At 69.3% G+C, this 14,843-nt stretch carries 14 protein-coding genes; 3 read left to right on the top strand and 11 right to left on the bottom strand.

Annotated elements, in window-relative coordinates; translation table 11 throughout:
- Nucleotides 1-30 precede the first annotated feature (30 nt).
- Nucleotides 31-753 carry a carbonic anhydrase gene (locus tag QTI45_RS21005; RefSeq protein ID WP_286655774.1) on the bottom strand — a complete coding sequence of 241 codons (723 nt, stop codon included), beginning with the start codon at nucleotides 751-753 and terminating at the stop codon, nucleotides 31-33.
- Between the two features lie 190 nt (nucleotides 754-943).
- On the bottom strand, nucleotides 944-1,870 hold the full coding sequence (locus tag QTI45_RS21010; RefSeq protein WP_286655775.1) for a LysR substrate-binding domain-containing protein: 927 nt from the start codon (nucleotides 1,868-1,870) through the stop codon (nucleotides 944-946).
- Nucleotides 1,871-1,948: 78 nt separating this feature from the next.
- Between QTI45_RS21010 and QTI45_RS21015 the strand changes: the two genes are divergently transcribed.
- Entirely contained in the window at nucleotides 1,949-3,130 is a 1,182-nt protein-coding gene (locus QTI45_RS21015) for an MFS transporter (RefSeq protein ID WP_286655776.1), read from the top strand.
- Nucleotides 3,131-3,176: 46 nt separating this feature from the next.
- Complete coding sequence (locus QTI45_RS21020; RefSeq protein ID WP_286655777.1) at nucleotides 3,177-4,217, top strand: aldo/keto reductase; 1,041 nt, start codon at nucleotides 3,177-3,179, stop codon at nucleotides 4,215-4,217.
- Between the two features lie 23 nt (nucleotides 4,218-4,240).
- On the opposite strand, the gene QTI45_RS21025 is transcribed toward QTI45_RS21020, so the two are convergent.
- Entirely contained in the window at nucleotides 4,241-4,600 is a 360-nt protein-coding gene (locus tag QTI45_RS21025; protein ID WP_286367901.1) for a DUF1428 domain-containing protein, read from the bottom strand.
- Nucleotides 4,601-4,760: 160 nt separating this feature from the next.
- Here QTI45_RS21025 and QTI45_RS21030 point away from each other — a divergent pair, with 160 nt between their 5' ends.
- Entirely contained in the window at nucleotides 4,761-6,584 is a 1,824-nt protein-coding gene (locus QTI45_RS21030) for an SLC13 family permease (protein ID WP_286367902.1), read from the top strand.
- On the opposite strand, the gene QTI45_RS21035 is transcribed toward QTI45_RS21030, so the two are convergent.
- The 8 genes from QTI45_RS21035 to QTI45_RS21070 all read right to left on the bottom strand — a co-directional run bounded on the left by QTI45_RS21035 (nucleotide 6,585) and on the right by QTI45_RS21070 (nucleotide 14,611).
- Entirely contained in the window at nucleotides 6,585-7,490 is a 906-nt protein-coding gene (locus tag QTI45_RS21035) for an SDR family oxidoreductase (RefSeq protein WP_286655778.1), read from the bottom strand.
- 84 nt (nucleotides 7,491-7,574) lie between these two features.
- Nucleotides 7,575-8,513: a glutathione S-transferase family protein gene (locus tag QTI45_RS21040; RefSeq protein ID WP_286655779.1), complete on the bottom strand. Its 939-nt coding sequence runs from the start codon at nucleotides 8,511-8,513 to the stop codon at nucleotides 7,575-7,577.
- 22 nt (nucleotides 8,514-8,535) lie between these two features.
- Nucleotides 8,536-10,176: an isovaleryl-CoA dehydrogenase gene (locus tag QTI45_RS21045; protein ID WP_286655780.1), complete on the bottom strand. Its 1,641-nt coding sequence runs from the start codon at nucleotides 10,174-10,176 to the stop codon at nucleotides 8,536-8,538.
- 25 nt (nucleotides 10,177-10,201) lie between these two features.
- Nucleotides 10,202-11,218, bottom strand: coding sequence for an NADP-dependent oxidoreductase (locus QTI45_RS21050; protein WP_286655781.1), 1,017 nt, complete (start codon nucleotides 11,216-11,218; stop codon nucleotides 10,202-10,204).
- 21 nt (nucleotides 11,219-11,239) lie between these two features.
- Complete coding sequence (locus QTI45_RS21055; protein ID WP_286367907.1) at nucleotides 11,240-11,701, bottom strand: PaaI family thioesterase; 462 nt, start codon at nucleotides 11,699-11,701, stop codon at nucleotides 11,240-11,242.
- Between the two features lies 1 nt (nucleotide 11,702).
- Nucleotides 11,703-12,497, bottom strand: a complete 795-nt coding sequence (locus QTI45_RS21060; protein ID WP_286367908.1) for an SDR family oxidoreductase — start codon at nucleotides 12,495-12,497, stop codon at nucleotides 11,703-11,705.
- Between the two features lie 60 nt (nucleotides 12,498-12,557).
- Nucleotides 12,558-12,779, bottom strand: a complete 222-nt coding sequence (locus QTI45_RS21065) for a hypothetical protein (RefSeq protein WP_286367909.1) — start codon at nucleotides 12,777-12,779, stop codon at nucleotides 12,558-12,560.
- A complete protein-coding gene (locus tag QTI45_RS21070; protein ID WP_286655782.1) occupies nucleotides 12,779-14,611 on the bottom strand; it encodes an acyl-CoA dehydrogenase in 1,833 nt (610 codons plus the stop codon). Before QTI45_RS21070 ends, QTI45_RS21065 begins: the two co-directional genes overlap by 1 nt.
- Between the last annotated feature and the right edge of the window lie 232 nt (nucleotides 14,612-14,843).

Below are 14,843 nucleotides of genomic sequence, written 5' to 3' on the forward strand. Positions count from 1 at the left end.
GTGGGGCAAGCCGAGCGCCGCGGCGCCGGCTTATTCGCCGGCGTTCTCTTCGACCGGCTCGCGCCCGTTGAGGGGCTGCACCGGCCGGTGGTTGTCGGGGAAGAGCCGGCGGAAGGCGGCGATCTGCCCAGCCGACATCTCGATCGGCTGCTCGAGAACCATCCAGTGCACCTGCTCGGTGCACGGCGGCGTGGTCAGCGAGCCGGTGTAGCGCAAGGCCTTGCGGTCGGCGGGCAGCAGCGCGGCCAGGTCGATCTGCAGGTCGCGGCCGGCGGCACCGGCCTTGGGCGGCCCGGCAAAGATCGGCGCCAGTGCCCCGTTCTTCCGGCCCTCCCTGATCAGCACGCCGACCACCGCGATGCCGCCATCGGCGCTCTTGTTGACCAGGTGCAGTTCCATCGGGAACGCACGGCCGTCCAGGCGGTGCTCGCTCGGCGTGTGGAAGTGGAACTGGGCCAGCCGATGCTCGACGCCCTGGTGGACCACGAGGTTGTCGGACGGCCCGGCCAGGTCCAGTTCGAGCGTGTGCCCGTTGTTGACCAGCCGCCCGGCTGCCCTGCCATAGCGGATCGCGACGTCGTGCGACGCCGGCGCACGCGCCTTGGCGGCGTGCAGGTCGATCGGCGACTGCTGCTGCCCGGTCTTGCAGAGCTGGTTGTCGGGCGCGAGGGCGGCCCATTCGGCCGGTCCGGTCTTGCCGGCATAGGACCAGTGGGCGTGTTCGAGCGCCGAGGCTGCGTTGCAGAGGCCCAAGGCCAAAAGCCCCGCTAGAGCGGGGCGCGAAAGATTACTCATGGTTGTCGTCGGGAGTTTGGGGGAGCTGTCGGCTCCGGGAACGGAGCGCAGGCGCCGGGGCGCAGAGCGATTCTCGAACCGGCGCTGGCCCGGCGCGCGAAGAGAGCCGAACGATCATTCCCTTCAACTACTCGGAAAATTCCCGAATTCACGGCAGGGGACGCGGCCGGCCGTCCTCCCCCACATGGGCCGCGAGGAAGTCCAGCACGGCCCGCACGCGCGCCGGCAGGCGCCCCGGCTTGCCCAGGTAGACCGCATGGATCGGCGCGCTGTCGCCCGGGTTGAAGGCCTCCAGCACCGGGACCAGGCGGCCGGCGTCGATGTCCGGCTGCAGCTGGTAGAGCGACAGCCGGCCCAGGCCCACGCCCGCCAGCAGCAGCGCGCGCAGGGCCTCGCCGTCGCCCGCCCGCACGTTGCCGTTGACCGGCATGTCGATCACCCGGCCGTCGACCGAGAGCGGCCAGTCCGGCACGCTGCGCCGGTAGGTGAAGCCGAGCCGGTTGTGGGCTTCGAGTTCTGCGGGCGTGTGCGGCGTGCCGCAGCGTGCCAGGTAGGCCGGCGCGCCGACGATCGCCTGGCCGGTGGCGCCGAGCCGGCGGGCCACCAGGTCGGACGGCGGCAGTTCGCCCCACCGTATCGCGACGTCGGCGCGTTCCTCCATGAGGTCGACCACGCGATCCGTCAGCACGATGCTGAGCGTGACCTGCGGGTGCAGCGCCAGAAAGCGCGGCACCAGCGGGATCAGCACCTGATGGCCGAAGGGGACGCTGGTGTTGATGCTGACGCGCCCGGCGGGCGCGGCGCCGGACGCGGCGCAGCGCTCGGCCTCGTCGAGGTCGGCCAGCACGCGCACGCTGCGCTCGTAGAAGAGACGGCCCTCGGCCGTGAGCTGCAGCCGGCGCGTGGAGCGCAGCACGAGCTGCGTGGCAAGGCGCGCCTCGAGCCGGCCGATCAGCTTGCTGACCGCCGAGGGCGTCATGCCGAGGGCCCGGGCGCCGGCCGAGAAGCTGCCGCGGTCGACCACCTGCACGAAGGCTTCCATTTCGCCGGAGCGGTTGATGTCGATCCTCGGCATATGTGACTTCAATTCATAGCATCATGTAGAAATGGCATTCTATTCATGAGTCGAAGAAGCCGGCACAGTCGTGCCATCATGCCCATCGCCCTTCTTGCTCTCACCGCCGGTGCCTTCGGAATAGGCACCACCGAATTCGTCATCATGGGCCTGCTGCTGCAGGTCTCGGCCGATCTCCAGGTCTCCATCGCCGCCGCCGGGCTGCTGATCTCGGGCTATGCACTCGGGGTCGCGGTCGGCGCGCCGCTGCTGACCATCGCCACCCGCCGGGTGCCACGCAAGACCGTGCTGCTGGCGCTGATGGCGATCTTCACGCTCGGCAACATCGCCTGTGCGCTGGCCCTCAACTACGAGATGCTGATGACGGCGCGGGTCGTGACCTCGCTCGCGCACGGCACCTTCTTCGGCGTCGGCTCGGTGGTCGCCACCGGCCTGGTGCCGCCGGAGCGCCGGGCTTCGGCGATCGCCATCATGTTCACCGGCCTCACGGCCGCGACCCTGCTCGGCGTGCCGGCCGGCGCCTGGCTCGGCCTGCACTTCGGCTGGCGCTCGACCTTCTGGGCCGTGGCGCTGATCGGCGTCGCCGCCTTCGCGGTGCTGGCGTTCTTCGTGCCGCGCAGCCAGGCCGATGCCGAGGCGTCCTCGCTCCGCGACGAACTCGCCGTGCTCGGCCGGCCGCAGGTCCTGCTCGGGCTCGCGATGACCGTGCTGGGCTTCGCCGGCCTGTTCGTGGTCTTCACCTACGTCCAACCCCTGCTGACCCGCGTGACCGGCGTGCCGGAGGCCGCGGTGTCGCCGATCCTGCTGATCTTCGGCGGCGGACTGGCCGTGGGCAACCTGCTCGGCGGCCGACTGGCCGACCGCGCGCCGATGCCCGCGGTGCTCGGCACCCTGCTGGTGCTGGCCGCGGTCCTGGGGGCCATGCAACTGGCGATCCACACGCCCTGGACCGCCATCCTCTTCCTGCTGCTGCTGGGCATCGCATCCTTCGCCACGGTGGCGCCGCTGCAATTGCGGGTGCTCGACAAGGCCGCGGGCGCGGGTCAGAACCTCGCCTCCAGCCTCAACATCGCCGCCTTCAATCTGGGCAACGCACTGGGCGCCTGGGTCGGCGGCGTGGTGATCGAACACGGGCCGGGCCTGCAGGGCCTGGGCTGGGCCGCGGCGCTGCTGACGCTTGCTGGCCTCGCGATCGCGCTCTGGAGCCGGGCCCTGGACCGACGCCGTCCCGCGCCGGCGACGGCAGCGGCCTGCGCCTGATCCCTGTTCATCCTGGACCCAGCTTCATCTCTCCAAAGGACTCGTCATGGAATACCGCTATCTCGGCAACTCGGGCTTCAAGGTCCCGGCCCTCGGCTTCGGGGCCGGCACCTTCGGCGGCGAGGGCCCGCTCTTCAGCGCCTGGGGCAACACCGACGTCGCCGGCGCGCGCCGCATCGTCGACATCTGCCTCGATGCCGGCGTCAACCTGTTCGACAGCGCCGACGTGTACTCGGGCGGCGCCTCCGAATCGATCCTCGGGGCCGCGATCAAGGGCCGGCGCGACCAGGTGATCGTCTCGACCAAGCTGTCGCTGCGCGCGGGCGAGGGGCCGAACGAGGTCGGCTCCTCGCGCCACCATCTGATCCGGGGCGTCGATGCCGCGCTCCGGCGCCTGGGCACCGACACCATCGATCTGCTGCAGCTGCATGCCTTCGACGCGATGACGCCCGTCGAGCAGGTCCTGCGCAGCCTCGACGACCTGGTGCGCGCCGGCAAGGTGCGCTACATCGGCGCCTCCAACTTCTCGGGCTGGCAGCTCATGAAGTCGCTGGCCGCAGCGGACCGGCTGGGCCTCTCGCCCTACGTGGCGAACCAGACCTACTACTCGCTGGTCGGCCGCGACTACGAGTGGGAGCTGATGCCGCTCGGTCTCGACCAGGGCGTCGGCGCGATCGTCTGGAGTCCGCTGGGCTGGGGCCGCCTGACCGGCAAGATCCGGCGCGGCCAGCCGCTGCCCGCCGGCAGCCGGCTGCACGAGACAGCCGGCTTCGCACCCCCGGTGGAGGACGAGCGCCTCTACCGCGTGGTCGACGCGATGGACCAGGTGGCCGAGGAGACGGGCAGGACGCTGCCGCAGATCGCGCTCAACTGGCTGCTGCGGCGCCCGACCGTGGCCAGCGTGCTGATCGGCGCCCGCGACGAAGCGCAGCTCAAGCAGAACCTCGGCGCGCTGGGCTGGGAGCTGACCCCCAGGCAGGTGGCACGCCTCGATGCCGCAAGCGCCGTGACGCCGCCCTACCCCTACTACCCCTACTGGAACGGGCAGTTCGCGGAGCGCAGTCCGGTCGCGGTGCCGTCGCGCTGAGCTGCGCGGCGGCGTTCAGGGACTCAGAGCGCGACCAGCGGCTCGAAGCCGCCCCAGAACATGCGCTTGCCGTCGAAGGCCATCTCGGCCGGGTTCATCATGCCGGCCAGTCGCGGGTCGCTCATCGCCAAGGCGTTGACCTCGTCGCGGTGGTCGCGTGACTCGAACACGATCCACGAGAACACCACGATCTCGTCGTCCTCCAGCTTCACGGCCTGCGGAAACGAGGTGTGCTCGCCGGACTTCACATCCTCGGCGATCCACTCGCGGTACTCGAGCGCGCCGTGCTCGCGCCAGACCGTTCCGGCGAGCGTGGCCATCTGGCGGTAAGCCTCGACCTTGTTCTTCTTGATCGGCAACACGTAGCCATCGACATAAGCCATGGGGGTCTCCTGAAGGTGAGCAAACACAGAACCGAGTAGTTCAGTATATGCATCCCGGCTGCCGGCTCAAAGCCCCCGGCCGAGGGTGTGGGCATCGAAATCGAACGCCGCCGACGCTGCATCCCTCAGAATCCGGACTCCCTTTCCAGCGGAACTTCGCATGTCCCTTGAGCTGGCCCAGGTCCTCGTGCTGCTGGGCATCGCGATCGCCATGTTCGTCGCCGGCCGGCCGCGCCTCGATGCGGTGGCGCTGATCATGATCGTGCTGCTGCCCGCGACCGGCGTGCTCGACATGAACGAGGCGCTGGCGGGTTTCTCCGACCCGAACATCGTGCTGGTCGCTGCCTTGTTCGTGATCGGCGAAGGCCTGGTGCGAACCGGCGTCGCCCAGGGCGTCGGCGACTGGCTGGTCCGGCACGGCGGCAGCAGCGAGACACGCCTGCTGGTCCTGATGATGCTCGCGGTCGGCCTGATGGGCTCGTTCATGAGCTCCACCGCGGTGGTCGCGATCTTCATCCCGATCGTCATGCGCATTGCCCAGCAGACCGGCATCGCGGCCAGCCAGTTGCTGATGCCGGTCAGCGTGGCGGGCCTGATCAGCGGCATGATGACGCTGGTCGCGACCACGCCGAACCTGGTCGTCAACGGCGAACTGATGCGCCATGGCGAAGCCGGCTTCAGCTTCTTCGTCTTCACGCCGATCGGCGTGCCGGTGCTGGTCCTCGCGATCGCCTACATGGCGGTGGCGCGACGCTGGCTGCCGAGCCAGCGCCCATCGGCCGGCAGCGGACGGCCGAGCCTCAACGACTGGGTCGACCAGTACCAGTTGCACGACCGCGCCTTTCGCCTCGCCGTGGAAGCGCAGTCCCCGCTGGTCGGCCGCAGCCTCGCCGGCCTGGGCCTGGGCGACAGTTCCGCGGCGCGCGTGATCGCGCTGGAGCGCCAGCACACGCTCAGGCGGGAAGTGCTGCGGGTCTCGGACGACACCGAGATCCGCGCCGGCGATATCCTGCTGCTCGATGTCGAATCGAAGGACTTCGACCTGCACCGGCTCTGCGAGCGGCATGCGCTGCACGTGCTGCCGATCTCGGGCGCCTACTTCACCGACCAGTCGCGCGATGTCGGCATGGCCGAGGCCATCATCCCGGTCGATTCGACGCTGGTCGGCACCACCGGCTGCGAGTCGCGCCTGCTGGCCCAGCACGGACTGACGGTGGTGGGCCTGCGCCGCGGCCGGGTGACGCATGCGCACGGTCTTGAAAATGCGCGGCTCCAGGTTGGCGACACCTTGCTTCTGGTCGGTCCCTGGCAGGCCATCCGGGTGCTGCAATCCGATGGCCACGATCTGGTCGGCCTGAGCCTGCCGCTCGAAGGCAAGTCGCTGGTTCCGGCGCCGCGGCGGGCGCCGCACGCGGTGTTCTGCCTCGTTCTGGTGATCGGCCTGATGATGTCGGGCCTTCTTCCCAACGTGCAGGCCGCGCTGCTCGGCTGCCTGCTGATGGGGCTGTTCCGCTGCATCGACCTCGACACCGCCTACCGCGCGATCCACTGGCGCAGCCTGATCCTGATCGTCGGCATGCTGCCCTTCTCGCTGGCCCTGCAGCGCACCGGCGGCATCGACCTCGCCGCCGATGGCCTGCTGGCGCTGGTCGGCGACTTCGGCGTGCGCACGGTGCTGGCCAGCCTGTTCGTGCTCTGCACGCTGATCGGGCTGGTGATCCCGAACACCGCGACCGCGGTGCTGATGGCGCCGGTGGCGCTGGCGCTGGCCACGCACCTCGGCGCCTCGCCCTACCCGTTCGCGATGATGGTGGCGCTTGCAGCGTCCTCGGGCTTCCTGACGCCGATCTCGTCGCCCGTCAACACGCTGGTCAGCACGGCCGGCAACTACAGCTTCGGCGACTTCGTCAAGGTCGGCCTTCCGCTGGCCACCATGGTGCTGCTGCTCAGCGTGCTGCTGGTGCCCTGGCTGCTGCCGCCCTGATCAGCCGGCGCGCAGCTGCTCGCGCAGCTTGACGCCGATCTCCGGCCGCTCCAGGAAGGGATCGGCGGGGTTGGTGATCGACACGATGTTCTCCATCCGGCTCTTCACGTTGCCGAGCGCCTTCGGGTGGCTGAAGACGTAGAACTGGTTGGCGCTGATGGCGTCGAACACCATCTGCGCGACCTCGGCGGCGCTGACCTTGCCGCTGCTGACCGCCTTGTTGCTCATCGCCTGGCCGATCAGCTGGCTCCTGGTGAGCTCGCCGCCGGCCAGCGCGCCGGGGCGGTTGCGTTCGCTCTGCGTGATGCCGGTGGGCACGAAATACGGGCACAGCAGGCTGGCGCCGACCTGGTCGGTGACCAGCTTCAGGTCCTGGTAGAGGGTTTCGGTGAGGCTCACGACGGCCGCCTTGGCGGCGTTGTAGATGCCCATGTTGGGCGGCGTCAGCAGGCCCGCCATGCTGGCGGTGTTGACGATGTGGCCTCGGTACGCCGGGTCCTTCGAAGCGGCCTCCAGCATCATCGGCGTGAACAGGCGCACGCCGTGCACCACGCCCATCAGGTCGACGCCGAGCACCCACTCCCAGTCGGCGACGCTGTTCTCCCACACCAGGCCGCCGGCACCGACGCCGGCGTTGTTGAAGACGAAGTGCGGCGCGCCGAAGCGCTGCTGCACCGCGCGCGCGAGCTCGTCCATCTGCGCGGCGCTGGCGACGTCGACCTTGCGGGCCAGAACCTGGGCGCCGGCGGCTTCCATCTCGGCCTGCGCGCGGTCGAGCGCATCCTGCTGCACGTCGACCAGCACGAGGTTCATGCCGCGGGCCGCGCCGATGCGCGCGCATTCGAGGCCGAAGCCGGAGCCGGCACCGGTGAGAACGGCCGTCTTGCCCTTGAAGTCCTGGATCATTTGCGCGTGTCCTTTCGTCTCTTGTGTTGGCGGTGAGGCGCTATTGAAATACGAAACCGGCGAGATCGGAGTCGCCTAGGTGCTTCAGGGAGACAGCGCCCGCAACACATAGCCGATCCGCGGAAAGTGCACATGCACCGTGCCCGCGCGCGGGTCGCTGCGGCGCAGCGTGTAGTGGGTGCGCGTGGCCGCGACCAGTTCGCCCTCGGTGGTCTCGGGCCCGAAGCTTTCGGCGGCGATGCTGACACGCGAGCCGAGCGCGATGTCGTGCTCGTCCTGGAAGGTGCTGTCCGACAGCAGCGTGTGGGGCGTGGCCGCCGCCGCGACCTCGATCGCACGGGCGGCGTCGAAGACTTCCATCGTGCCGTGGCCGATGGCCGCCATGCGGTCCATCCAGTCGCCCACGGCGGGCGTCAACTGCAGGATGCCGGCCATCGAAGGCGTGCGCTTGCGCGTGAACCACAGCGAGTGGTAGCAGGCGAAGTCGGCCACGGTCGGAAAGGCGCCGAGCAGGTAGTCGGTGTCGTCGAGCATGTCGGACAGGCGGCGCAGGTACGACTTGTAGGCCGCGGCGGCATCGGCCGGCCGCAGCCGCACCATGTTCCCGCTCATCGCGCGGCGATCGTCGGCAAAGGCCTTGGCCAGCTCCGGCGGCGCCTTGCCGAACATGTCGGCCGCGCCCTTGGGGCTGAAGTTGTAGGCCATGGCGGCCCAGAACAGCGTGCTGTCGGCCCATTGCGCGACCAGTCGCGACAGGCCCTTGCCCGGCTCCGGATAGATCGACGGCAGCGGCGCCAGATGCTCGAGCACGTCGCAGATGAGCGCCGTGTCGCAATAGATGTCGGCACCGATCTGCAGCACCGGCGTGCGGCGGTAGCCCCCCGTGAGCGCCACCAGCTCGGGCTTGGGCGCGATCTGCGGAATGATCACGGACTTCCAGGCCAGCTTCTTGTAGCCCAGGATCAGCCGCAGCTTCTCGGAGAACGGCGAGGTCGCGTAGTGGTGGAGGATCAGGTCTGCCATGGGGTCCTTCGAGGGTGGAGTTTCACTGGGGCCGGGCGCGGGAAATGATCGCATCGAGGTCGACGCCGGCCCCGAGCGTGCCGAAGGCATGGCCCCAGTCGCCGCCCAGGCGCGAGGCGCAGAAGCCGCCGACCACCGCGGGCGGTGCAGTCTGCACCAGCAGCGCGGCCTGCACCGCGAGCGCGACATCCTGCGCCAGCCGGCGCGCCTCGACTTCGGTCGCCATGGCCTCGATTCGCGCGGGCAGCGCATCGGCCAGGTGGTCGAGCGCTGCATCGCTGCCGCGCGCCGGCGCCAGTTCGCGCGCCAGCGCAGCAACCGCGTCGCCCTTGCGCAGGCCGCGCAGCAGGTCGAGCGCCATGATGTTGCCGGCGCCCTCCCAGATCGAATTGAGCGGCATCTCGCGGTAGACGCGGGCCATCACGCCCTCGCCGCCTTCTTCCACGTAGCCGTTGCCGCCCAGGCACTCCATGGCCTCCTGGGCGAAGTGGCTGCCGCGCTTGCAGATCCAGAACTTGGCCACCGGCGTCAGCAGGCGAGCCATCAGGCGCTCGTGCTCGTCGCCGGGATGGTCGAAGGCGCGCGCCAGCCGGATCGCCAGCGCGGTCGCGGCCTCGCTCTCGAGCGCAAGATCGGCCAGCACGTTCTTCATCAGCGGCTGCTCGATCAGCGGGCGGCCGAAAGCCTGGCGCTGCGCCGTGTGGTTCAGCGCCAGGCTGAGGGCCTGCCGCATCAGCCCGCTGGTGCCGAGCGCGCAATCGAGCCGGGTCATGGTGCCCATCTCGAGGATCTGCGGAACGCCGCGCCCTTCCTCGCCGACCAGCCAGGCGCTGGCGCCATGGAACTCGACCTCGGAGCTGGCGTTGGCCTTGTTGCCGAGCTTGTCCTTGAGGCGCTGGATGCGGATCGCATTGCGGCTGCCGTCCGGCAGCACCCGCGGCAGGAAGAAGCACGACAGGCCGGCCGGCGCCTGCGCGAGGATCAGGAAGGCATCGCACATCGGTGCCGAGAAGAACCACTTGTGGCCGGTGATCTCGTAGCGCTCGCCCCAGCCGTCGCTGCCGGCGCGCACCGCCTGCGTGGTGTTGGCGCGGACGTCCGAGCCGCCCTGCTTCTCGGTCATGCCCATGCCCATCGTGAGGCCGGGCTTGTCGCGCCACAGCCTGAGCGCCGGGTCGTACCAGCGGCTCGCGAGCTTCGGGCCCCAGTCGGCATACACGCCGGCGTTGCTGCGCAGCGCGGGCGTGACCGCGTAGCTCATCGAGATCGGACACAGCATCGACGGTTCGAGCTCGGTGAACAGCATGAAGCCGGCCGCGCGCTCCACATGGGGCGACTGCGACTCACCGCTCCAGGGTGCGCCGTGCAGTCCGGCACCGACCGCGGCCGCCATCAGCACGTGGTAGCTCGGGTGGAACTCCACCTCGTCGATGCGGCGGCCGAAGCGGTCGTGCGTGTGCAGCACCGGCGTGTGGATGTTGGCGAGCCGCGCATGGGTCTGCATGCCGGCGCTGCCGATCTCGGCGCCGAGGCTGCGCAGCGGGTCGAGCTGCAGCTGCGGCGCGTTGTGCTTCAGCGCGTCGCCGAGCGGCCGGTTGGTCTCGAACAGGTTGTAGCCGGCCAGCGGCGCCGGCTGGTTGAAGACCTCGTGCGTGGTGTCCATGCCAGCCTCCTGTTCAGTTCGACGATCAGATCAGCTTGACCAGCTGCTTGCCGAAGTTCTTGCCTTTCAGCAGGCCGAGAAAGGCTTCGGGTGCCGCTTCGATGCCCTCGGCCACCGACTCGCGCGGCCGGAGCTTGCCGCTGGCGACCAGTGCGCCCAGTTCGGCCAGCGCCTCGGGCCAGACCTCCATGTGCTCGCTGACGATGAAGCCCTCGAGCTTGAGCCGGTTGATCAGGAACAGCGCCGGGTTGGCGAGCGGCAGCGGCTGGCCGTCGTAGCCGGCGATCATGCCGCATAGCGCGATGCGAGCGAAGGCGTTGGTGCGCAGCAGCACCGCATCGAAGATGTAGCCGCCGACGTTCTCGAAGTAGCCGTCGATGCCCTGCGGGCAGGCTTCCTTGAGCGCCGCGCTCATGCTCTTGACGTCCGGATGCTGGCGGTAGTCGATGCAGGCATCGAAGCCCAGTTCGTCAGTCACGTACTTGCACTTGTCGGGGCCGCCGGCAATGCCGACCACGCGGCAGCCGCGCGCCTTGGCCAGCGCGCCGAAGGCGCTGCCGACGGCGCCGCTGGCGGCCGTGATGACCACGGTCTCGCCTGCCTTCGGCGCGATGATCTTCACCAGCCCGTACCAGGCCGTGACGCCGGGCATGCCGACCGCGCCCAGGTAGTGCGACAGCGGCACGTGCGAGGTGTCGACCTTCTTGAGCGCGCCGGGCTGCGAGGCATCGACCACGCTGTATTCCTGCCAGCCGCCGAAGCCGACCACCTTGTCGCCGACGGCGTACTTGGGGTGCTTGCTCTCGACCACCTCGCCGACTGTGCCGCCCTGCATCACCTGCCCCAGGGGCTGCGGCTGGGCGTAGCTCTTGGCATCGTTCATGCGGCCGCGCATGTAGGGGTCGAGGCTCATGTAGTGATGGCGCACCAGCACCTGGTTGTCCTTCAGCGCCGGGGTCTCGGTGCTGACGAGCTTGAAGTTGCTGGCGACGGCTTCGCCCTCGGGGCGGTTGTCGAGGATCTGTTGTCTGTTGGTGGGCATGGAGGTCTCCGGGAAAAGGGGTCAGTCGGTCGAAGGCGGGCGCATCGCGTTGGCGCTGGCCGGCCCCGTGGGCAGGCGGCGCTTCACGTACTTGAAGGTGCCGGTGGCGTGGGCGCAGACGCGTTCCTGGGCGTCGTAGATCTTCGCCTCGGTGAAGCCCATCGTCGCGGTGCGATGCAGCAGGCTGCCGCGCGCGATCAGCGGACCGACCGAAGGCGCCATGAAGGTGGTCTTCATCTCGATCGTGACGACGCCGGTCTCGGGCGTTTCGCTGCGCGCGGCGGCGGCCATGGCGATGTCGAGCATCGTCATGACGGCGCCGCCGTGCGTCACGTCGAAGGTGTTCAGGTGCTCGGGCTTCGCGGTGTAGCGCAGCTCGGATTCGCCGCCCTCGAACTTCGTGATCTCGAAGCCGAGATGGCGCGCGAACGGGATCTGGTCCGTGTAGGAGCGCAAGTTGATGCTGTCGTCGGAATCGGTCATGTCAGGCGCCCAGAACCACGCTCACGCCGCCGTCGATCGCCAGCCACTGGCCCGTGATGTGCTTGCCGGCGTCGCTGGCGTACAGCAGCGTGATTCCCTTCAGGTCCTCGTCGTCGCCGAGCCGGCCGAGCGGCGCGTGGGAGGCCATCTTGTCCTCGCCGATGGACTTGATCAGGCCCGCCGCCATCTTGGTCATGAAGAAGCCCGGGCAGATCGCGTTGACGTTGATGTTGTACTTGCCCCATTCGGCGGCCAGCGTGTGGGTGAAGCCGATCACCGCGCTCTTGGAGGTGTTGTAGGCGATGGTCTGCATCTCGGGCGGATTGCCGTTGAGGCCCGCGATCGAGGCGATGTTGATGATCCGGCCGGCCTTCTTCGGGATCATGTAGGCGCGCGCCACCTGCTGCGCCAGGATGAAGTAACCGCGCACGTTGAGGTTCATGACCTTGTCCCAGGCCTCGACCGGGTGGTCTTCGGCGGGCGCGCCCCAGCTGGCGCCTGCGTTGTTGACCAGGATGTCGACCGCGCCCATGCGCTCCAGCGTCTCGGTGGCGAGGCGGCGGGTGTCCTCCTCTTTCGAGCAGTCGGCCGCGATCCAGCGGGTGTCGATGCCGGCCGCCTGCAGCTCGGCCGCGGCCTGCTCGAGGTCCTCGGCCTTGCGCGAGCTCAGCATGATGCGGGCACCGGCCTCGCCCAGCGCGTGGGCCATCTGCAGGCCCAGGCCGCGCGAGCCGCCGGTGATCAGCGCCGTCTTGCCGCTGAGGTCGAAAAGTTTCTGGATGCTTCTGGCAGTCATGGTGTCTCCGGGAATTTCAGGGGGTTGGGTGGTCGGGCATGCTGCGCGACCGGCGCAGGCTCACGGCGAATCCTTTTTGTCCGGGAGTCGGGAGCGGACGTAGATGAGCACCACGCCGACCACGACCAGCGCCGCACCGGGCACGGCCATGGCCCAGCCCAGGGCTTCCTCGGTGCGGCCGGTCACGATGCCGAGAATGATCGCGAAAAGGCCGCCGTAGATCAGGATCCAGATCCACTTTTCCAGCCTCGCATGCGGCTTCGCCGGTGGGTTGGCGGCCATCAGAAGGCCTCCTCGGGCAGCGCGGCGCAGGTCGGATCGCGGCTCTCGACGACGTTGAGCCAGGCGCCGATCTTCGGCAGCTCATAGTGGAAAAAGAAGTCGGTGGCGCCGACGCGGCCGGCGGTCGCCGGCTGGGCCCTGTCCGCATCGCGTTCGAGCGCACGGTGGGCGACGTCGAGCCAGATCCAGGACAGCACCACGTGGCCGAAGGCCTGCATGTAGGGCACCGCATTGGCAAGCGCCTCCTGTGGATTGCCGGTGGCCCAGGCCTTCTTCGTCGCCGTGCCGATGCGCTGCAGCGCGTCGCCGAGCGCGGCCGCATGGGCGGCCAGCGCCGGCACCTTGCCGGCGCGCGCCATCGTCTCGGCGATGCGTCCGGCCAGCAGTTGCAGGCCGCGCCCGTCTTCCATCAGCACCTTGCGCCCGAGCAGGTCGGCGGCCTGGATGCCGTGCGTGCCCTCGTGGATCATGTTGAGCCGGTTGTCGCGCCAGTACTGCTCGACCGGGAAGTCGCGCGTGTAGCCGTAGCCGCCATGGATCTGGATCGCGAGCGAGTTGGCCTCCAGGCACCACTCGCTGGGCCAGCTCTTGGCGATCGGGGTCAGCACCTCGAGCAGCAGCCGGGCGTCGTCCGCGGCCTGGGCCGCGCCGGTCTTCTGCTCGTCGACCAGCCGCGCGCAGTAGAGCTCGAGCGCCAGTGCGCCTTCGCAGTACGCCTTCTGAGCGAGCAGCATGCGGCGCACGTCGGCGTGCTCGATGATGCGCACCTGCGGCTTGGCCGAATCCTTGCCGGCCGGGCCCGCGGGCCGGCCCTGCGGTCGCGCCTTTGCATACTCCAGGGAGGCGTGGTAGCCGGCCATGCCGAGCATGGTCGCCGCCGTGCCGACGCCGATGCGGGCTTCGTTCATCATGTGGAACATGCAGAACAGCCCCTTGCCGGGCTGCCCCACCAGGTAGCCCACGGCGCCGGCCTTGCCGCCGACCGGGAACTTGCCCTCGCCGAAATTCAGCAGCGTGTTGGTGGTGCCGCGCCAGCCGAGCTTGTGGTTGAGGCCGGCCAGCGCGACGTCGTTGCGCTCGCCGGTGAGCCGGCCCTCGGTGTCGACCATGCGCTTCGGCACGATGAACAGCGAGATGCCGCGCGTGCCCGGGATCAGCTTGCCGTTCTCGTCGGGAATCTTGGCCAGCACGATGTGGACGATGTTCTCGGTCAGCTCGTGGTCGCCGGCCGAGATCCACATCTTGTTGCCGGTGAGCCTGAAGCGCGGGCCCAGCGGATCGTCCTGGAAGTCGGCGCCGTCGGGCACGGCGCGGGTGGCGACGTCGCTGAGGCTGGAGCCGGCCTGCGGCTCCGACAGGCACATGGTGCCCGACCAGCGGCCGGCGAATTCGTTCTTGGCGAACACCTCCTTCTGCATCTCGGTGCCGTGCACCATCAGCAGGTTGGCGTTGCCGCTGGTGAGCATGTTCGAGCCGATGCTGACCGAGGCCATCGCGAAGAAGCTGTTGGCCGCCGCCGACAGGGTGTAGGGCAGCTGCATGCCGCCGATGTCGTAGTCCTGCGCGGCGCTCAGCATGCCCGATTCGACGAAGGCCTTGTGGGCATCGTGCGTGGCCTGCGGCAGGATGACGCGCTCGCCGTCGAAGTGCGGCTCCTGGGTGTCGACGATGCGGTTGCTCGGCGCGTATTTCTCGCGCGCGATGCGCTCGCAGGTGTCGAGCACGGCATCGAAGGTCTCGCGCGAGTGGTCGGCGAAGCGTTCGCGCTCGGCGAGCGACTCGGCGTGCAGCCAGTCGTAGAGAAGGAAGTCGAGGGTGGGACGAAGGCTCATGGAGAGGATCGCTGGGCTAGGGGTTGGAATTCGATTCTGCCGCAGCAAGCGATGCCGATGGCAGCCGTGCAATGGTGTCCTGGGCGAGCGCCCAGGACTTGTCTCGCCGTCATTGACCGCGCCGATATCGCCGCGACGGCCGCGTCTGCGCGCGGGCCCCGTCCGCCGCCCGGGCGCCGGCGATCAGCTGCCTGCCGATCGCCGGTCGCCAGGCGGCGCATTGCGCTCTCGC

It is taken from the genome of Variovorax saccharolyticus (genome assembly GCF_030316765.1).
GTDB classification, from domain to species: Bacteria; Pseudomonadota; Gammaproteobacteria; order Burkholderiales; family Burkholderiaceae_C; genus Variovorax; species Variovorax saccharolyticus.